The 19,568-nt window shown below is 57.6% G+C and carries 18 protein-coding genes; 8 read left to right on the forward strand and 10 right to left on the reverse strand.

Features of this window, described 5'->3' with window-relative positions:
* Nucleotides 1–59: 59 nt before the first annotated feature.
* From M8318_RS19615 to M8318_RS19635, 5 genes are read right to left on the reverse strand one after another with little or no spacing between them, the layout of a single operon-like run.
* A complete protein-coding gene (locus M8318_RS19615; RefSeq protein WP_262664074.1) occupies nucleotides 60–3,176 on the reverse strand; it encodes an efflux RND transporter permease subunit in 3,117 nt (1,038 codons plus the stop codon).
* Nucleotides 3,173–4,372: an efflux RND transporter periplasmic adaptor subunit gene (locus tag M8318_RS19620; RefSeq protein ID WP_262664075.1), complete on the reverse strand. Its 1,200-nt coding sequence runs from the start codon at nucleotides 4,370–4,372 to the stop codon at nucleotides 3,173–3,175. Before M8318_RS19620 ends, M8318_RS19615 begins: the two co-directional genes overlap by 4 nt.
* The gene (locus M8318_RS19625) at nucleotides 4,369–5,625 is read right to left on the reverse strand and encodes a TolC family protein (protein ID WP_262664077.1); all 1,257 of its coding nucleotides are present in this window, start codon (nucleotides 5,623–5,625) and stop codon (nucleotides 4,369–4,371) included. Before M8318_RS19625 ends, M8318_RS19620 begins: the two co-directional genes overlap by 4 nt.
* Nucleotides 5,626–5,636: 11 nt before the next feature.
* Entirely contained in the window at nucleotides 5,637–5,951 is a 315-nt protein-coding gene (locus M8318_RS19630) for a copper-binding protein (RefSeq protein WP_262664078.1), read from the reverse strand.
* Between the two features lie 55 nt (nucleotides 5,952–6,006).
* A complete protein-coding gene (locus M8318_RS19635; protein ID WP_262664079.1) occupies nucleotides 6,007–6,408 on the reverse strand; it encodes a hypothetical protein in 402 nt (133 codons plus the stop codon).
* A 297-nt stretch (nucleotides 6,409–6,705) separates the two neighbouring features.
* Between M8318_RS19635 and dcuC the strand changes: the two genes are divergently transcribed.
* Together dcuC and rna are read left to right on the forward strand one after the other, a co-directional pair.
* Entirely contained in the window at nucleotides 6,706–8,079 is a 1,374-nt protein-coding gene (gene dcuC / locus M8318_RS19640; RefSeq protein WP_106992315.1) for an anaerobic C4-dicarboxylate transporter DcuC, read from the forward strand.
* A gap of 88 nt (nucleotides 8,080–8,167) precedes the next feature.
* The gene (gene rna / locus M8318_RS19645) at nucleotides 8,168–8,977 is read left to right on the forward strand and encodes a ribonuclease I (RefSeq protein WP_106992314.1); all 810 of its coding nucleotides are present in this window, start codon (nucleotides 8,168–8,170) and stop codon (nucleotides 8,975–8,977) included.
* A gap of 7 nt (nucleotides 8,978–8,984) precedes the next feature.
* On the opposite strand, the gene M8318_RS19650 is transcribed toward rna, so the two are convergent.
* Nucleotides 8,985–9,605, reverse strand: coding sequence for a flavin reductase family protein (locus M8318_RS19650; RefSeq protein WP_262664081.1), 621 nt, complete (start codon nucleotides 9,603–9,605; stop codon nucleotides 8,985–8,987).
* A gap of 410 nt (nucleotides 9,606–10,015) precedes the next feature.
* On the opposite strand from M8318_RS19650, the gene rnk reads away from it, so the two are divergent.
* Nucleotides 10,016–10,426 (forward strand): nucleoside diphosphate kinase regulator, encoded by a 411-nt coding sequence (gene rnk, locus M8318_RS19655; protein WP_262664083.1) that lies wholly within the window; start codon nucleotides 10,016–10,018, stop codon nucleotides 10,424–10,426.
* Nucleotides 10,427–10,498: 72 nt separating this feature from the next.
* Here the strand turns inward: rnk and M8318_RS19660 are convergent, their stop codons facing one another.
* Nucleotides 10,499–11,737, reverse strand: a complete 1,239-nt coding sequence (locus tag M8318_RS19660; protein WP_262664084.1) for a zinc-dependent alcohol dehydrogenase — start codon at nucleotides 11,735–11,737, stop codon at nucleotides 10,499–10,501.
* A 225-nt stretch (nucleotides 11,738–11,962) separates the two neighbouring features.
* Here M8318_RS19660 and uspG point away from each other — a divergent pair, with 225 nt between their 5' ends.
* Entirely contained in the window at nucleotides 11,963–12,391 is a 429-nt protein-coding gene (gene uspG / locus M8318_RS19665) for a universal stress protein UspG (RefSeq protein WP_262664085.1), read from the forward strand.
* 56 nt (nucleotides 12,392–12,447) lie between these two features.
* Here uspG and ahpF read toward each other — a convergent pair whose 3' ends face one another.
* Nucleotides 12,448–14,010, reverse strand: a complete 1,563-nt coding sequence (gene ahpF / locus M8318_RS19670) for an alkyl hydroperoxide reductase subunit F (RefSeq protein ID WP_262664087.1) — start codon at nucleotides 14,008–14,010, stop codon at nucleotides 12,448–12,450.
* Between the two features lie 160 nt (nucleotides 14,011–14,170).
* Nucleotides 14,171–14,734: an alkyl hydroperoxide reductase subunit C gene (ahpC, locus tag M8318_RS19675; protein ID WP_106992308.1), complete on the reverse strand. Its 564-nt coding sequence runs from the start codon at nucleotides 14,732–14,734 to the stop codon at nucleotides 14,171–14,173.
* Nucleotides 14,735–15,372: 638 nt separating this feature from the next.
* Between ahpC and citR the strand changes: the two genes are divergently transcribed.
* Entirely contained in the window at nucleotides 15,373–16,287 is a 915-nt protein-coding gene (gene citR, locus M8318_RS19680) for a DNA-binding transcriptional repressor CitR (RefSeq protein ID WP_262664088.1), read from the forward strand.
* A 102-nt stretch (nucleotides 16,288–16,389) separates the two neighbouring features.
* Here citR and M8318_RS19685 read toward each other — a convergent pair whose 3' ends face one another.
* Complete coding sequence (locus M8318_RS19685) at nucleotides 16,390–17,550, reverse strand: pyridoxal phosphate-dependent aminotransferase (RefSeq protein ID WP_262664090.1); 1,161 nt, start codon at nucleotides 17,548–17,550, stop codon at nucleotides 16,390–16,392.
* Nucleotides 17,551–17,670: 120 nt separating this feature from the next.
* On the opposite strand from M8318_RS19685, the gene M8318_RS19690 reads away from it, so the two are divergent.
* Genes M8318_RS19690 through M8318_RS19700 form a run of 3 tightly spaced genes read left to right on the forward strand, consistent with a single transcriptional unit; the run spans nucleotide 17,671 to nucleotide 19,510 of the window.
* Nucleotides 17,671–18,285 (forward strand): methylthioribulose 1-phosphate dehydratase, encoded by a 615-nt coding sequence (locus M8318_RS19690; RefSeq protein ID WP_262664092.1) that lies wholly within the window; start codon nucleotides 17,671–17,673, stop codon nucleotides 18,283–18,285.
* A complete protein-coding gene (gene mtnC, locus M8318_RS19695; protein ID WP_262664094.1) occupies nucleotides 18,282–18,971 on the forward strand; it encodes an acireductone synthase in 690 nt (229 codons plus the stop codon). Before M8318_RS19690 ends, mtnC begins: the two co-directional genes overlap by 4 nt.
* Nucleotides 18,968–19,510, forward strand: a complete 543-nt coding sequence (locus M8318_RS19700) for a 1,2-dihydroxy-3-keto-5-methylthiopentene dioxygenase (RefSeq protein ID WP_262664095.1) — start codon at nucleotides 18,968–18,970, stop codon at nucleotides 19,508–19,510. The genes mtnC and M8318_RS19700 overlap by 4 nt, the downstream gene beginning before the upstream one ends.
* Nucleotides 19,511–19,568 lie beyond the last annotated feature (58 nt).

The raw sequence follows: 19,568 nt of genomic DNA on the forward strand, positions 1-19,568 counted from the left end.
AGAATACTCCTAGGAATAAAGAGTGCGCCTTAAAATATTTAAGACGCAATTAAGAAAAATTAACGCTGATGCAATAGCTTATACAGCGCAGGAATAACCAGCATGGACAACAGTGGCGCGCTGACCATACCGCCGATCATCGGGGCAGCAATGCGCTGCATCACCTCTGCCCCGCTTCCTCCGCCCCACATTACCGGCAGTAATCCGGCCATAATGGTGGCCACGGTCATCACTTTGGGGCGCACGCGCAGGACGGCACCTTCATGAATAGCCTTCATTAACACGCTATTTTCGCTATCGCCATCTCGTGTTCGATATTTATCCAGCGCCTGATTAAGATAGAGCACCATAATAACGCCAAATTCTGCCGATACGCCTGCGAGAGCAATAAATCCTACCGCCCCGGCCACCGATAAATTATATTCCAGCAGCCATAATAACCAGACCCCACCAATAAGTGAAAAAGGTAAGGTTCCCATAATGATAAGAACATCTGAAATACGCTTAAAGGTCAGCCAGAGGAGAATAAATATAATTATCAGGGTGACGGGAAGTACTATTTTCAGCTTCGCAGTGGCCCGCTCGAGATATTCAAACTGACCGGACCAGGCGAGGGATACCCCCTGCGGCAAAATAACCTCCCGGGTCACCCGCTGCTGCATCTCCTCTACGGCTGATTTCAGATCGCGCCCACGCAGATCCACATAGATCCAGTTCGAAAGGCGGGCATTTTCACTTTTCAGCATTGGCGGCCCCTCGGTCACCAGGATATCCGCCAGCTCGCCCAGCGCTATCTGGCTGCCGTTGGCTGCCACCACCGGCAATGTCCGCAGCTTATCGACAGAATCCCGGCTGTCACGGGGATACCGCAGGTTGATTGGGTAACGCTCGCGCCCGAGGATCACCTCACCTACCTTATCCCCGCCCACCAGCGTGGCGACCATCCCCTGCAGCTCCTCCACCGAGACGCCATAGCGCGCGGCTTTCTGGCGATCGATACGAATATCGACGTAACGCCCGCCCGCCAGCCGCTCCGCCAGTGCGGAGGTGACGCCCGGCACCTGCTTCACTACCTGTTCAATCTGCCGGGCAACGCGTTCGATATCGGCCAGATTGTTGCCGTTGACCTTGATCCCCACCGGGCTTTTAATGCCTGTCGCCAGCATGTCGAGGCGGTTGCGGATCGGCGGTACCCAGACGTTGGCAATCCCCGGCAGTTGGACGGTGCGATCCAGCTCCTCAACCAGTTTTTCCGGCGTCATGCCCGGCCGCCACTGGTCGCGCGGCTTAAAGTGGATGGTCGTTTCCAGCATGGTTAACGGCGCCGGATCGGTTGCCGTCTCCGCCCGTCCGGCCTTGCCGAACACCGATGCCACCTCCGGCACGCTTTTGATCAGCCTGTCCGTCTGTTGCAGTACCCGGGCCGCCTCCCGGGCAGAGATCCCCGGCAGGGTTGACGGCATATACAGCAGGTCGCCCTCATTTAGCGGCGGCATAAACTCACTCCCCAGCCGACTTAACGGCCAGAGCGTGACCACCAGCATTAGCCCCGCCAGCGCCAGGGTCACTTTTGGAAAACGCAGCACCCGGTCCAGCAGCGGTTCATACAGGCGGATCAGCACCCTGTTGATCGGGTTGGCCTTCTCATCCGGGATGCGGCCGCGAATGAAATAGCCCATCAGCACCGGTACCAGGGTGATGCCGAGCCCGGCCGCCACCGCCATTGCCCAGGTTTTGGTGAACGCCAGCGGGGCGAACATTCGCCCTTCCTGCGCTTCCAGCGAAAAGACCGGGATAAACGACAGGGTGATGATCAGCAGGCTGCAGAACAGCGCCGGGCCCACCTCAATCGCCGCCCGCTCCGCCAGCCGCCAGTAATCGGCTGAGACAGGCTCCTGACCCGGGTTATCGTGCCGCCACTGCTCCAGCACTTTGTGCATATTCTCGATCATCACAATCGCGGCATCGACCATGGCACCGATGGCGATGGCAATCCCACCGAGCGACATGATGTTGGCGTTGATCCCCTGGTAGTGCATTACCACGAATGCCCCCAGAATACCCAGCGGCAGGGAGACTACCGCCACCAGCGCCGACCGGAAATGGAACAGGAACAGGGCGCAGACCAGCACCACCACTACGAACTCCTCCAGCAGCTTGTGGGTGAGGGTTTCGACGGCATCCTCAATCAGCGTCGAGCGATCGTAGACCGGAACAATCTCCACCCCGGTGGGCAGCGTTTTTTGCAGCTCAGCCAGCTTCGCTTTTACCGCATGTAGCGTCTCCAGCGCGTTCTGCCCGTAGCGCATCACCACCACGCCGCCGGCCACTTCGCCTTCGCCGTTCAGCTCCGCCACGCCCCGGCGGATCTCCGGACCATAGCCGACGCTTGCCACGTCGCCCAGCAGGATCGGCACCCCCTCACGGGAGGCGATCACCACATTGCGAAAATCTTCCAGGCTGTGCAGATAGCCGGTGGTGCGCACCATGTACTCCGCTTCGCCTTTTTCCAGCAGCGCGCCGCCCCCCTCTTTGTTGGCCGCCTGTAGCGCCGTCACCATTTGCCCGTGGGTGATGTTGAGGGCCCGCATTTTCGCCGGTTCGGCAACCACCTGATACTGACGCACCATGCCGCCGATACTGGCAACCTCTGACACATTCGCCACGCTCTTGAGCTCAAACTTCAGGGTCCAGTCCTGAATGGCGCGCAGATCGGCCAGGCTATGTTTGCCGCTGCGATCGACCAGCGCGTACTCATAGATCCAGCCCACCCCGGTGGCATCCGGGCCCAGGGCGACACTGACCCCGGCCGGCAGCTGCGACTGGACCTGGCTTAAATACTCCAGCACCCGGGATCGCGCCCAGTAGAGATCGGTCCCGTCCTCAAACAGCACGTAGACATACGCATCGCCAAACATTGAGAACCCGCGCACCGTTTTCGCGCCCGGAACCGAGAGCATTGAGGTCGTCAGGGGCCAGGTGACCTGGTCCTCAATCACCTGCGGCGCCTTGCCCGGAAAACTGGCGCGGACGATCACCTGCACGTCCGACAGATCCGGCAGGGCATCCAGCGGCGCACGCTGCACCGCCCAGATGCCCCACCCCGCCATCATCAGGGCCGCCAGGATCACCAGCAGCCGGTTACGCAGAGACGCTTTAATCACCGCCGCGATCATTTCGTCACCTCCGGCAGCGCGCTGCGCAGGCTGGCTTCGGAGTCGATCAGGAACTGCCCGGAGGTGACTACCTCATCCCCCTCCTGCACGCCGGATCGGATTTCGGTCCACCCCTGGGCGGTGAGCCCGGTCTCCACGTTCACCGGCTGGAAATAGCCGTTGCCGCTGGCCAGAAGCAGGCGTTTGCTCCCCCCGGTGTCGATTACCGCCTCTTCCGGTACGGCCAGCACCGGTGCCTGCGCCACCGACTGTGCCCGGGAGACGGTCAGGAACATGCCCGGTTTCAGCTGCTGCTGCGGATTGTCCACCAGAATTCGCGCCTTCAGGGTGCGGGTGGCGATATCTATCTGGGGCAGCAGCTCGCTGACCCGCCCGTGAAAACGCATCCCCGGGAAGCTCTCTGAGGTTGCCACCATTTCGCTGCCGATGCTCAGGACCTGCGCCTGCGACTGGGGATAATCCACCACCAGCCAGACCGGATCGAGACGCGCCATTTCAAACAATGCGGTCATCGCCGCCACCTGTGCCCCTTCGCGCACGTCCAGTTTCGCCACATAGCCCGCTTGCTCGGCCCGGAGGATCAGCGAGGTCTGCGGTTTACCGCTGCGCTCGAGGACGCGAATCACCTCCTCAGGCATAAACTGCAGCTTCAGCCGCTCCCGGGCGGCGGCGGTTAATGCCGTATCGCCCAGCGCGCGCACCGCCAGATACTCCTGCTGTGCCTGCGTCCACTGAGGGATCCACAGCTGGACCAGCGCTTCACCGGCTTTCACCTGCTGGAGCGGCGCCCGGACATACAGCTTCGTCACCACGCCCGCTGCGGGTGCCGAAACCACCGTGACGCTGCGCTCATCAGCGGCAATCGTTGCAAAGGCCGTAAAGGGTGAGACCAGCTCCCGACGCTCTGCGCGGGCGGTCTTCATGCCCAAATTTTGCTGTCGGTCGGTGCTGATCCCCACGCCTGCCGTCTCATCCTCCTCGTCGACATAGCGTGGCACGAGATCCATATCCATAAACGGCGACCGCCCCGGCTTGTCAAAACGCTGGCCCGGGACCATCGGATCGTACCAGTAAAGCACCTTGCGTTCGGCAGGGGCCGATGCCGCCTCGTGTGGGGCATGACGCTGCCCGGCGTAATAGCCGCCCGCTGCCAGCAGCAAGGCCAGAGTCATGGCGACCCGGAATGTGATTTTCATTGTGCCCACTCCTGCGGGATTAACCATTGGATCGCAGCCCAGGTACGCGCCATCTCGCGCTCGGCCTGATTGACTGCCAGTTCGCTGTCCAGCACGCTACGTCGTGCCTCGAGCAGGGCGGGTAGCTCTGACTGACCCGAACGATATTGCGCATTCAGCACCGCCAGCCGCTGATGCTGTAGCGGCAGCACCTCATCGCGCTGGCGTTGCCAAAGGGTTTGCGCGGCCTGGTACTGGGCCACCAGCGACTGCACCTGGGCGATGTGCTCCCGCTTGATCAGCGTGAGCTCATCCACCGCCTGCAGGGAGCGGGAGAGCTCTGCGGCATAGTCCTTGTCCTGGCGTCCCGACTGGAACAGAGGCAGATCGACCGTGAACATTACCCCGGCCATATCGTCATACCCTTCGGCACGATGGGCGTAGAACACCTCGACATCGACATCCGGGATGGCCGCCACCGCCGACTGCGCCGAGCGGGCTTTCGCGGTCTCAGCTTCCCGCCGGGCGGCTTCCACTTCCGGGTGACGGGCGATGGCCTCTTCGAGCTGGCCGACGTCGGCAGGCAGACGCTGATAGCGCGGTAGCGGCCCCTGCACGTCCTCGACCTGCTGGCCGGTGAGTTGCAGCAACCGGCTCTGCGCCAGCTGGACGTCACGCCTGGCCAGCGTCGCTTTGTCGCGCATGGCGCTGAGGGTCATGCGCAGGGCCAGCACGCTGTCGGGATTGGCACTCCCGGCCCCGACGCTGGCCTTCTGCACATTCAACTGCCGCGCCGTCTCATCGACCAGCCGATCCGCCGTTTTCAGCCCCTGCTGCGCCAGAGCCAGCTCCAGCCACGCCTGGGCGGTATCCCGCTGCAGGGCAGCACGCACCGCGTCGGCTTTCGCCAGCACGCCCCGCGCCTGCGCCTGCAGGGTTTGCGCCTTTCGCTCTCGCTTCTGCTGGCTGACGTAGCTCTGCATGATCCCGACCCGCTGCATGGTCATCCCTTCCCGGGTAAAGCGGCGGTCATTGCTGCCCTGCACCGGGACGTTTTCAATCCCGAACTTCAGTTTCGGATCGGGGAGCTGGGTAGCGGAATCCGCCATCGCATCCAGCGCCCGGGCCTCGTTACGGCTGGCGGATAACGCCGCTGAGTAGCGTTGTGCTTCGGTCAGGGTTTGCTCCAGCGTCCAGGGTGCGGCCTGCCCGGCCGCACCGAAAAGCCCGAGCATCACCCCACCGAGCCAGATGCTCAGTGTGATTGTTTTCATGGGAGCCTCGCTTAGCGCAGCGGCGTGAGCGAGATTATCCGGAAGCCGTCACCGGCCCGCTCCAGCGTAAATGTTACCGGCTGGCCCGGTTTCACGGCGCTGAGATCGACATCGGCTGAAAAGGCAAACGGCATAGTCATGGCAGGCCACTTTAGGGCCGGGATAGGATCATGCTGGATAACCAACGCCTGCGCGTCGATCGCCCGAATCACGCCCTGCCCCTGCCAGTGCGGGGTCACCGGGGAGACGTTCGTGGTCGCCTGAACGGAACAGGAAGAAAGGGTAAAGCACGCGCCAAGCAGCGCGGAAAAGAGTAAAGCACGCATGATAAAGCTCCTGTTAAACGTAATTGAAAGTAAATCAACGAATTAACAGGTGTGTTTATTCCCGGAACCGGCAAAAACGGATCGTTGCCGGTGGCCCCACGGCGGGCGGTGTGACGACGCGGGACGACGATGCAATAGCGGTGCAGTCCGGGTCATTGAGGGTAATGGTCATGGCGGCAGGCAGGGCCACCAGCTGCGGATGTCCCGTCTCTTTTTGCACCTGCTCCGGCACGCAGTGTTTATCACACAGCCCTGACGGCGCAGGCGCGGCATGATGCTGCGGCATCGCCATCATGTCCAGATGCTGGATGGTAGCCGTCTCACCCTGCACGTTGATGTCGCAGTCGTGTGAGGCCACCGCCACCTGGGTCTGGATCAACAGCCAGCCGAAAGCGAACATCAGCATCAGCAGATGTTTTTTCAGATAGCGCAGTCGAAAGATCCAGCTGGCAGGCATAGCAGCGTCTTGAGGTTGCAAAAAGAGTCCCGAGTATAAACAGGGATATTGCTGAGATAAAAGCCGTTTTAGATTTATTTACGTTTTGTATGGTTATTGCATTTCTCTACGCCATACAGGACCAACCCGCCCCCCTTCATGGCACGACAGCAGCAAAATCGGCCAGGACAGCCCTTTAGTAGTCGTTTTATTGATTTTGGTCAGCGAGGCCGGGCCATTATTTCGGCACATTTTGTCACCTTAATTTCATTGCTCATTTCTCCTTTCGCTCTGGGGCGTCGGGATACAGAGGGATCCATGCTAACGTTTATCGAGCTCCTGATCGGGGTAGTTGTCATAGTCGGCGTCGCGCGCTACATCATCAAAGGCTATTCCGCCACCGGGGTGCTGTTTGTCGGCGGCCTTGTTCTGCTGATCGTCAGCGCCCTGATGGGCCATAAGGTGCTGCCGTCCAGCGCCACCAGCACTGGCTACACCGCAACTGACATCGTCGAATACATCAAAATCCTGCTGATGAGCCGCGGTGGCGATCTGGGGATGATGATCATGATGCTCTGTGGGTTTGCCGCCTACATGACCCATATCGGCGCCAACGATATGGTGGTCAAGCTGGCCTCGAAGCCGCTGAGCTATATCAACTCCCCTTACCTGCTGATGATCGCCGCCTATTTCGTCGCCTGTCTGATGTCGCTGGCCGTGTCGTCAGCAACCGGTCTGGGTGTACTCCTGATGGCAACCCTGTTCCCGGTGATGGTCAACGTGGGGATCAGTCGCGGTGCGGCGGCGGCCATCTGTGCCTCCCCGGCAGCGATTATTCTCTCCCCGACCTCCGGTGATGTAGTGCTGGCCGCTAAAGCCGCCGAGATGCCGCTGATCGACTTCGCGTTTAAAACCACCCTGCCGATCTCCATTGCCGCCATCATCGGCATGGCGATTGCGCACTTCTTCTGGCAACGCTACCTCGATAAAAAAGAGAACATCTCCCACGAAAGACTCGACGTCAGCGAAATCACCACCACGGCACCGTCCTTCTACGCCATCCTGCCGTTTACGCCGATTGTCGGGGTGCTGATTTTCGACGGTAAATGGGGCCCGGAGCTGCACATCATCACTATTCTGGTGATCTGCATGCTGCTGGCGGCGGTGCTGGAATTTGTTCGCGGCTTCAATACGCAAAAAGTGTTTAGCGGTCTGGAAGTGGCCTATCGCGGGATGGCGGATGCCTTCGCGGGCGTGGTGATGCTGCTGGTGGCGGCCGGGGTCTTTGCCCAGGGGCTGAGCACCATCGGCTTTATCCAGAGCCTGATCTCCATCGCCACCTCGTTCGGCTCGGCGAGCATTATCCTGATGCTGGTGCTGGTGGTTCTGACCATGCTGGCGGCGATGACCACCGGTTCCGGTAACGCGCCCTTCTATGCCTTCGTGGAGATGATCCCGAAACTGGCGCACTCCTCCGGCATTAACCCGGCCTACCTCACCATCCCGATGCTGCAGGCTTCCAATCTGGGTCGTACCATCTCCCCGGTCTCCGGCGTGGTCGTGGCCGTCGCCGGGATGGCGAAAATCTCGCCGTTCGAAGTGGTAAAACGTACCTCGGTTCCGGTCCTCGTTGGCCTGGTCATCGTTATTGTCGCCACGGAAGTGCTGGTGCCAGGCACCGCTATAGGCTAAGTCGCCCTGGAGCATAAAGCGCCTGCGGGCGCTTTTTGTGCTTTAATAACTCCCAGCAATATTTTGCTTTCAATCATCAGGAATTGACATGTTCAGAAAGGATCTCGTTTTGCCCGTCAGCGCAACCGCAGTTGTGCTGTGCGCGTTCGCGGCGCAGGCCGCCCCGCTTCAGGCAACGCAATATGCGGATTTTGATCGCTACGTGCTGGCGCTCTCATGGCAGTCCGGCTTTTGCCAGAGCCTGCATGACCGCAACCGCGCGGCGCCCGATGAGTGTCGGCTGCAAAAAGAGCGTGACGATAAAGCCACGATCCTCACCGTTCATGGCCTGTGGCCGGGCTTACCGAAATCGATCGCCGCACGCGGGGTCGACGATCGCCGATGGATGCGTTATGGCTGCGCGACCCGCCCGATCCCCAATCTGCCGGAGGCAAAAGCCAGCCGTAAATGTGACGCCGCCGAGACCGGACTCTCGCTGACCGGTGCCGCAAAGCTGAACGAGGTGATGCCCGGTGCAGGCGGTAACTCCTGCCTGGAACGGTATGAATATGCCAAACACGGGGTCTGCTTCGGCTTCGATCCCGACGCCTATTTCGGCACCATGGTGCGGATGAATCAGGAAGTGAAGGCCAGCCCGCTGGGGCAGTTCCTGGCGGCAAACTACGGCAAAACCGTTACCCGCAGCGCCTTTGACGCCGCGGTAGCCAGAAGCTGGGGCCCAACGACGGTGAAAGCCGTCAAGCTCAGCTGCAGCGGCAACCCGGCCTATCTCACCGAGGTACAACTCACGCTGACCGCCGCCAGCATCAACGCCCCGCTGGCGACTCGCTCGTTTATGGCTCAGCCGCACCCGGGTAACTGCGGCAAGCAGTTTGTGATCGACAAGATCGGCTACTAAGGTTGGCTCAGGCTTTTCGCGCGTCCGGGCGGACCAGATCAAAACGCTGATCTTCACCGATGGCGAAGTACGCCGACGGGCCACCGGCACGCAGTACCGGCTGCGCTTTCGCCGTCTGATAGATGCCGTCATGCAGCAGGCTTTCATCGATGTGGATCCCTACCACTTCCCCCAGCACCAGCCAGGTATCGATCTCTGCCCCGTTAGCCGTCGTCAGCTGGATGCACTGCGACAGGCGGCACTCAAAGTTGACCGGGCTTTGCGCGACGCGCGGCACCTTCACCACCCGGCTTTCTGCTTTGGTCAGCCCGGCACGTAAAAACTCATCCTCACCGTACGGCAGGCTGGCGGACGTTTCATTCATGGCGCTGGCCAGTTCGCGGGTGGTGAGATTCCAGACAAACTCCCCGGTCTCGACAATATTGCGCACGCTGTCTTTCCAGCCGGTGCTGGCAAAGCCGATGATCGGCGGATGGTAGTTAAAGCAGTTGAAGAAGCTGTACGGGGCCAGATTCGGGCGGCCTTCAGCATCGCAGGAGGCAATCCAGCCGATCGGGCGGGGTCCGACAATGGCGTTTAACGGGTCGTGCGGCAGGCCGTGTCCCTGGGAAGGTTGATAAAAGTACATAGTGATCTCTGGATAATTCAGGAATAAAGACCGGCAGGCACGGATTACGCTTCGCTCATCCCCCTACCCCAAGGGGATCAGCGTAACGCAATCCGTAGAAAAGTAAGACTGAATTTAGTGCGACAGTCTTCGTTGTTCTGCTGTTATGGGTGTGTCACGCTACATAACCTGCGCCTTAGAAGGATAATTCAAATTGGCGAAGGATCACCTTTTTCGCCTGAATTTCATACTAACGACCCAGTTGCTGCCCGCGAACTACATCCACACCATGAATGTGACACGCATCACTTCAAACCGGGGCACAGACTCAGTATTATCAGACAGTGTTAAACCCTCGCTACCGGATGGCGAGGGTTTTCTTTTGGCATCTCTTCTGCGGTTGTCGCAGCATTAACGACATGGAGTAAATAATGTCCAGACCCACAATTATCATTAACGAACTCGATGCTGAGCGTATTGACCGCCTGCTGGAACAACCGGCTTTTGCCTCGCTGCCCGTTGCCGCTGCCCTGAATGACGAACTGGATCGCGCGCAGATGTGCGCCCCGCAGGACATGCCCGCTGACGTGGTGACCATGAACAGCCAGGTGAAATTTCGCGATCTGACTACAGGCGAAGTACGTACCCGCACGCTGGTCTATCCGGCGAACATGACCGACAGCAGCACGCAACTGTCAGTGCTGGCCCCGGTGGGCGCCGCGTTAATCGGCCTGCGTGTCGGCGATACCATTCACTGGGAACTGCCAGGCGGTATCGCCACGCATCTGGAGGTGCTGGAACTTATCTGGCAGCCTGAAGCCGCGGGCGAATACCTGCGCTGATCCCATCTGAATAAGCGTTAACCCGCTTTGCCCAGAGGATGCCAGGGCATCCTCTTTCCGCTTCCTCCGCTATCAGATGACGCCGCCCGGCATGGGGTTGACCAGCCCGGTAACCCGCTCTTTTGCCACTTCCGCGCTTTGTGCCCCGGGCACCAGAATGATTTTCCGGCAATCTTCCTGCCGTTTCTCAAAGATCTCGTAGCCACGCGCCGCCTCTTCAAGCGGCATATAGTGGGTGACGATCTCTTCCGGGGTGAGCAGCCCTTGCTCGATCAGCGGCAGCAGCTCGCCAAGCCAGGCATGAACGTTGGTCTGCCCCATTTTAAAGGAGAGCCCTTTATCGAAGGCATCGCCGAACAGGAAACCGTGGATGAAGCCGGCATAGACGCCCGGCACACTGACGATCCCCCCGCGCCGTACCGCGGCAATACACTGCCGCAGGGCTTTACCGCTACTGCCCTCAAGCTTGAGGTTGGTTAGCACCGTTTCGGTGGTGCTCCCTTTCGCCTCAAAGCCGACCGCATCGATAACCGCATCCACCCCGCGCTGGCCTTTGGTCTGCTCGATGATTTTTTCTGCGGCATCGTCGTCGCGGTCAAAGTTAATCGGGATCGCACCGTACCTGTCCTGGGCGAAACGCAGCCGGTAGTCATGATGATCGACGATAAAAATCTGCTCGGCCCCGAGGTAGCGTGCGCAGGCCACGGTCAGAAGCCCTACCGGCCCGGCACCGAACACCGCGACGCTGCTGCCCTGCGTAATCTGGGCATTTTTAGCGGCCTGCCAGGCGGTGGGCAGGATATCCGACATGAACAGGACTTTATCATCTGACAGCACCGGCGGTACCTTGAACGGCCCGACGTTGCCTTTCGGGACGCGAACATATTCCGCCTGGCCGCCGGGTACGCCACCGTAGAGATGGCTGTAACCAAAGAGCGCAGCCGGAGGCGGGATCTGTTTTTTATTCAGAGTCGCGCCGGGCCCGCTGTTGGTGTTTTCGCAGGCGGCGTACTTCTGCAGGCGGCAGAAAAAGCAGTCGCCGCAGGCAATGACAAAGGGGATCACCACCCGATCGCCCTTCGTGAGGTTTTTCACCTCTCGCCCGGTCTCCACCACTTCGCCCATAAACTCATGGCCGAAAATATCGCCATGTTCAACCTTAGGTATCTTCCCGCGATAGAGATGCAAATCAGAGCCGCAGATGGCGGTGGCGGTGATGCGCAGAATGATATCGTCAGCTTGCTCAATAGCCGGATCGGGTACTGTTTCAACCTTAACGCTGTGTGGTCCGTGATACGTCAATGCTTTCATTCGACCTCCGGATTCAGAGAAAAAATGCGGGTTAACCTTAAAAGGGTAGCCATCAGCGGGGATATACCGGGAAATTGCACGGCTTTGGGATTAATCCTGGCGAGGAAGCGATACGGCAAAACGGCAACAAGCGAGACGATATTAAAAAGTGTCAGCGACCTATCAGAATCTGATTATATTTTGTGTTTGAATGGATTAAGCGTAAATAAACAGGGAGAAACGGTTATGTACCAGACGATTATTATGCCGGTGGATGTTTTTGAGATGGAGCTGAGCGACAAGGCGATCCGCCACGCTGAATTCCTGGCGCAGCAGGATGGCATTATTCACTTACTGCATGTGTTACCGGGCTCTTCGACCTTTGGTTTGCATCGCTTTGCCGCTGATATGCGCCGCTTCGAGGAGCATATCCAGAACGAGGCACAAACCCGGCTGAAGACCATGGTCAGCCATTTCAGCATCGACCCATCGCGGATTAGAACCCATGTCAGTTTTGGTAACGTGCGTGACGTGGTCAACGAAATAGCCAGCGAGCTGAAGGCCGATATCGTGGTGATCGGGTCGCGTAACCCGTCCATTTCCACCCATCTGCTGGGGTCGAATGCCTCCAGCGTGGTCGGCCATGCCAGGATTCCGGTGCTGGTGGTGAGATAAAAAAAAGAGGCTACCGTCAGGTAGCCTCTGTGCTTTGCAGGTGTTGTCTTACGTTTTTATGCTTTGGTACGAATCAGATGATCAAAGGCGCTCAGGGAGGCTTTCGCGCCTTCACCGGTGGCGATGATAATCTGCTTGTACGGTACGGTGGTGCAGTCGCCCGCTGCAAATACGCCCTTCACGCTGGTTTCACATTTGGCATCAATGATGATCTCGCCCATGCGGTTACGCTCAATCGCGCCCTCCAGCCAGGTGGTGTTTGGCAGCAGACCAATCTGCACGAAGATCCCCGCCAGCGGCACGCTGTGCACATCGCCGCTCACGCGGTCACGGTACTCAAGACCGGTCACTTTGCTGCCGTCGCCTTTCACTTCGGTGGTCTGCGCATTCAGGATGATATCGACGTTTTTCAGGCTGCGGACTTTATCCTGCAGGACCTGATCGGCCTTCATCTCTGGTGCGAACTCCAGCAGCGTAACGTGCTCAACGATACCCGCCAGGTCGATAGCTGCTTCAACACCGGAGTTACCGCCGCCGATCACCGCCACGCGCTTGCCTTTAAACAGCGGGCCGTCGCAGTGCGGGCAGTAGGTCACCCCTTTGGTACGATACTGGTCTTCGCCAGGCACGTTCATGTTGCGCCATTTGGCACCGGTGGCAATGATGATGCTGCGTGCTTTCAGCACCGCGCCGGATGCGGTTTCAATCTGATGGAAGCCGCCTTCCTGCGCCGCAGGCACCAGTTTGCTGGCGCTCTGGCTGTCAATCACATCCACTTCATATTCGCTGACGTGCGCTTTCAGGGCACCAGCCAGTTTCTGACCTTCGGTTTTTGGCACGGAGATATAGTTTTCGATATCCACGGTATCCAGCACCTGGCCGCCAAAACGTTCGCCCATCAGACCGGTACGAATGCCTTTACGCGCGGAGTAGACCGCAGCCGCAGCACCGGCCGGGCCGGAGCCGACGATCAATACATCGTAGGCGTCGCGCTTGTTCAGCTCTTCCGCAGCGCGTTTTTCCGCGCCGGTATCTACTTTGGCAACGATCTCAGTCAGCGTCATACGACCCTGACCAAACTCTTTCCCGTTCACAAATACCGCCGGAACGCCCATCACGTTGCGATCGGTGATTTCATTCTGGAACACGCCGCCGTCAATCGCGGTGTGTTTGATGCGCGGGTTCAGCACGGCCATCAGGTTCAGAGCCTGTACCACGTCCGGGCAGTTGTGGCAGGAGAGCGAGTAGTAGGTTTCAAACTCAAAATCACCGTCGAGGTTGCGGATCTGCTCCAGCAGCGCCTGGGCCTCTTTCGACGGATGACCACCGGTCCACAGCAGCGCCAGGACCAGGGAGGTAAATTCGTGTCCCAGCGGGGAACCGGCAAAGCGCGGACCCTGGGTGGCGCCTGGGTTGGTGATCAGGAAGGACGGCTTGCGCACCGGCAGGCTGTTATCTTCTTTAAAGGTCACTTTCGCAGACAGTTCGGCAATTTCAGCCAGCAGTTCCTTGATTTCTGCCGATTTAGCGCTGTCGTCCAGCGTGGCAATCAGCTCAACAGGCTTGGTCAGTTTCTCAAGGTAGGCCTTGAGCTGGGTTTTCATGTTGGTGTCGAGCATTTTTAATCTCCTGCTTAAAAAACATCATCATGCAAGCGGCCTTATCCGGGCTGCCTGAATGCAACTTGCATCATGGTGTTAGGGAATAACGGGTGCGAAGCACCCGTTAAAAGCGAATCTGTAGGCCCGGGCAAGCGTAGCGTCGCCGGGCGTTGCAGACTTAGATCTTACCGACCAGGTCCAGGGATGGAGCCAGAGTCGCGTCGCCTTCTTTCCATTTCGCCGGGCACACTTCGCCTGGGTGAGAAGCAACATACTGAGCCGCTTTGATTTTGCGCAGCAGGTCGGATGCGTCACGGCCAATACCTTCAGCGGTAACTTCGATGGCCTGGATGATGCCCTGCGGGTCAACGATAAAGGTGCCACGGTCGGCCAGACCTTCGTCTTCACGCATGTTTTCAAAGTTACGGGTCAGGGCGCCAGTCGGGTCACCGATCATCGCATATTTGATTTTAGCGATGGTTTCAGAGCTGCTGTGCCACGCTTTGTGGGTGAAGTGGGTGTCGGTAGAGACGGAGTAAACGTCTACGCCCAGCTTCTGCAGTTCGTCGTAGTGATCTGCAACGTCACCCAGTTCGGTCGGGCAGACGAAAGTAAAGTCAGCCGGGTAGAAGAAGAACACGCTCCAGCGGCCTTCGGTATCTTTCTCGGTGATCTCTACGAAGTCGCCGTTTTTGAACGCCTGGTTTTTGAAAGGTTTGATTTTGGTATTAATTAAAGACATCTGTACTTCCTCCGTGTTTTCGTTGAGAGCTAAGGTAACCAACTTTGCCGTTTCGGGCTAATGCGTTTGCCGTATCAAATCAATCAGCAATACCTAACAACCCGTGCAGAGGCCACAAAGTAAAAAGGCCGCCTGACGGCGGCCCTGATACCTGAGCTACCCGAAGGTAACATCAGTGCCAGCCGAAGCTGGCGATGCGTTGCGCTCTACATTACCTTTAGCAAGGTCGTAACAGCGAAGGGATTACACCATCCTCCCAACGAAAGGGCAATTAGCTAACGGGGTGATAATCCCTATGACTGTGATAGGTTTTACCGAACCTTAGCTTTATTAAACAGATAATAAAAATGAATTATGCCAGGTGGCCGACATGCCAGATAACAGCCAACCAGAGAGGATGATGGTCCGCGTTAATACAGGAGTGACGGCGTAAATTCAACATAGCCGCCCGACTTTTGTGGATAAAATTATTTAAACAACGGCGCTGCCTTTATTTCATTAATCTGTAGCCATGATATATTAAGCTGGAATTTAAAATTAGTTAAGTTAGCCAATCAAATGGATGGAGAATGGCTAACTAACTTCTATAGTTATCGTGTATAAAGTTACGGTAACAGCACAGCTAATCAGGACGAATCATGGCTAATCTCTACGATCTGAAAAAATTTGATTTAAATCTGCTGGTCATATTTGAGTGCATCTATCAGCATCTGAGTATCAGCAAGGCGGCAGAAACCCTGTTTATCACCCCCTCAGCGGTGAGCCAGTCGCTGCAACGGTTACGAAACCAGTTAAACGACCCCCTGTTTATCCGCTCCGGGAAAGGCATTACCCCTACCACCGTGGGCGTCAACCTGCATAAGCATCTCGAGCAAAACCTGAATCAGATTGAGCAGACGATTAATATTATGCACGGCTCATCGCTGGAGAAGAATATCGTTGTCTATGCCCCGCAGGTATTGACTCCGGACCGCCTGTTCGGGCCGATGAAGCTGCTGATGCGCGAACATAATTACGAGATTGAGTATCACGACCTGCAGCTCTCCAAAGAAAGCGCGGAAGATCTGCTGGCCTACCGCAAAGCTGACCTCGTTTTTGCGTTTACGCCACTTAATAACCGCTCCATCGTCTGCTCTCACTTTTTAACTGTGCCAAATGTTCTTGTTTCCCGGCAAGAACATCCACGCATTGGCGATTCGGCTACCCTGGAGCAGTTAACTGAAGAAAAGTACACTTACTACCTGACCAATGAGCCCGGCATAATCGGTTTTCGTGCCGCCTCGGAGGTGAACATCCCGGACAGAAAAATTGGTTTCCGCAGTGACTCCTTTTTCTCTCTTATTAATATGCTCAGCTCTTCAAATTTATTGGGCTATATCCCTGAGGTAGCTTATCAACAGTATCGGGATACTTTAAAACTGAAAAAAGTTGAGGTGCCTTTTACGATCCCTGAATTAAATATTTATATGATGTATAACCGGGCGGCATTAACCAGTAAAATATTCTCTGCCTTTATTGAGCAGATCGGCACGGAAGGTTTTAAATATGATTGACCATGATAATAATGGGATCATTTTAATTTCACCGGCAGAATAAATACGCCGGAGTTATTTTATCACTCCGGCGTATCAATTTAGCATAAGTCAACCAGGGGTTCAGAGCGAGTTCAGCCGTTCCGCCGCCGCCAGCAGGGTCGCTTCCTGCTTGGCAAAACAGAGTCGAATCAGCCTGTGCGGGAACGGATCGGCACAGAACACCGACAGCGGGATCGCCGCTACCCCCACTTCTTTGGTTAACCACTGGCAAAAACTGACATCATCCAGATCGGAAATGGCGCTGTAGTCTGCCAGCAGGAAATAGGTGCCTTCGCAGGGTAAAATCTCCAGCCGGCTGGCGCTCAGGGCGTTGATGAACATATCCCGGCGGGCGCGATAGAAGTCCGGCAGTTCCCGGTAATGTTCCGGCTGGTTGCGCAGCATATCGGCAATCGCCAGCTGTGCCGGGGTGTTGACCGCAAAGGTCAGGAACTGATGCACCTTGCGCAGCTCGGCGCTGATGGCCGCCGGGGCCACACAGTACCCCACCTTCCAGCCGGTCATGTGGAAGGTTTTCCCGAACGACGAGACGGCAATCGCCCGCTCCCGCAGCTGCGGATGGGCCAGCACGCTGGCATGCCCTGCGTCGGCAAAGCAGATGTGCTCGTACACTTCATCGCTCAATACATAAATTTCGCGTTCCGCAATGGCCTGCCAGAGAGCGGCGAAATCCGCCTGCTGCCACACTGTCGCCGACGGGTTATGCGGCGTATTCAAAATCACCAGCCGGGTTTTGTCGCTCAGCAGCGCCGCGAAGGCCTGCCAGTCCGGGCGGAAGTGCGGCGGCTGGAGCGCCACGCGCTTGACCACGCCGCCAGATAATTCAATCGCCGGGGCATAGCTGTCGTAGCTTGGATCAAAGCAGATCACCTCATCGCCGGTACGCACCAGGGCGGTGATCGCGGCGTACAGGGCTTCGGTGGCCCCGGCGGTCACGGTGATCTCCGTGTTCGCATCGGGTTGATAGCCGTACAGCTCGGTGGTTTTATCGGCGATCGCCTCACGCAGCGGCTGCGCTCCGGTCATCGGCGCATACTGGTTAGCGCCGTTCGCCACATGATAAGCCAGCCGTTGTTGCAGATAGTCCGGGCCATCGAAATCAGGAAAACCCTGCGACAGGTTAATCGCCTTGTGCTGCTGCGCCAGAGCGCTCATTTGGGTAAAGATAGTGGTGCCGAGACCGGGAAGTTTACTCTCTGGAATCAAAGGGTTATTGCTCATGTCGACGGGCCTGTATGTAATACATATGTTGCTGCCACTATAACACGATGTTAGTATTTGGCAATCAAGACGCTTAGACGTCTAAACCATAATGATATTCCTGCCGAAGAGGTAAGAAGGATGACAGACAACCTGCAACTCACATCCCTGGTCGACGCCTGCCACTGGATCGGCGCAAAGGGCTGGGCTCCGGCCACTGGCAGCAACATGTCCGTGCGGCAAGATGCCAGCTGGTGCTGGCTCAGCGAATCCGGTAAAGATAAAGGCAGACTGACCCCCGATGACTTTCTGCAGGTTGAGATCGCCACCAACCGCCCCCCCTCCGGGCGAAAACCGTCGGCGGAAACCGGGCTGCATACCCTGGTCTATCGGCTCTTCCCGGAGGCCAACGCGGTGCTGCATGTTCATACAGTGAACGCAACGGTGCTGTCACGGCTGGTGAAAGAGCCGGAGCTTCTTCTCAGCGGCTTTGAGATGCAGAAATCCCTCAGCGGCCAGACCAGCCATCTCGACACCGTGCCTATTGCCGTGTTCGATAATGACCAGGACATCGACGCGCTGGCCTCCCGAATCGCTCACTACGCTCAGGAGCGCCCGCTGAATTATGGTTTTCTTCTGCGTGGTCATGGCTTAACCTGCTGGGGACGTGATGTGGCAGAAGCCCGGCGTCACCTTGAAGGCCTCGAATTCCTGTTCGAGTGCGAGATGCGTTTACGACAACTGGAGAGAGTATGATTCGCGCGATTGTGACGGATATTGAAGGCACCACCAGCGATATTCGTTTTGTCCATAATGTCCTGTTCCCCTATGCGCGCGAGCGGCTGGCAGCCTTTGTCAGCGCCCAGCAGTATGCCGAGCCGGTCAACACCATTCTGGATAATCTGCGCGAAGAGATTGCTCAGCCGCAGGCCAGCACCCACGACCTGATCGCCACCCTGTTCGCCTTTATGGATGAAGATCGCAAGTCGACGGCGCTGAAAGCCTTGCAGGGGATCATCTGGCAGGATGGCTACGTCAACGGCGACTTCACCGGTCACCTCTACCCGGACGTGCTGCCTGCGCTGGAAAAATGGAAGTCGCAGGGCATTGATCTCTATGTTTATTCCTCCGGCTCGGTGGCAGCGCAAAAACTGTTATTTGGCTACAGCGACGAAGGTGATATTACTCATCTGTTCAGCGGCTATTTTGATACCCATATCGGTGCCAAACGCGATGTGCAGTCTTATCAAACCATTGCGGCACAGATTGGCGCAGCCCCCTCGCAGATCCTGTTCCTGTCGGATATTCATCAGGAGCTGGACGCCGCTGAGCAGGCGGGTTTCCGCACCCTGCAGCTGATTCGCGGCGATGAGGACGGCGCCAGCCATCATCATCAGGTGCACCAGTTCGACGACATCAATCCGGAGCAGATCCCTTCATGAGCGCATTGACCATTTTTTCCGATAAAGAAGCCAGCGAGCCGCAGTGGCACAGCACCGATCCTGAGGCGATCCAGCAGCAGCTGAATGCCCGTGGCGTCCGCTTTGAGCGCTGGGAAGCCGACCGGGATTTAGGTCGCGATCCGGCTCCCGACGCCGTGATTAATGCCTATCAGCATGCCATCGACAGGCTGGTGGCAGAGAAAGGTTATCAGAGTTGGGACGTGATCAGCCTGCGGGCGGACAACCCGCAAAAAGAGGCTCTGCGCGCGAAGTTTCTCAATGAACACACCCATGGCGAAGATGAAGTGCGTTTCTTTGTCGAAGGTGCCGGGCTGTTCTGCCTGCACATTGATGACCAGGTCTGTCAGGTGCTGTGCGAGAAAAACGACCTGATTTCGGTCCCCGCCGGGACGCCGCACTGGTTTGATATGGGTTCCGAACCGAACTTTACCGCCATTCGTATTTTCGATAACCCGGAAGGCTGGGTGGCGCAATTTACCGGCGATGCGATTGCGGATGCTTATCCGCGATTACCTTAGGCACCGTGCCCTGCCCGGCGGCGCTGCGCTTGCACGGGCCTACAAAACCAGGTTTTGT

The organism is Leclercia tamurae (assembly GCF_025566055.1).
In the GTDB taxonomy this organism is placed as follows: domain Bacteria; phylum Pseudomonadota; class Gammaproteobacteria; order Enterobacterales; family Enterobacteriaceae; genus Enterobacter; species Enterobacter tamurae.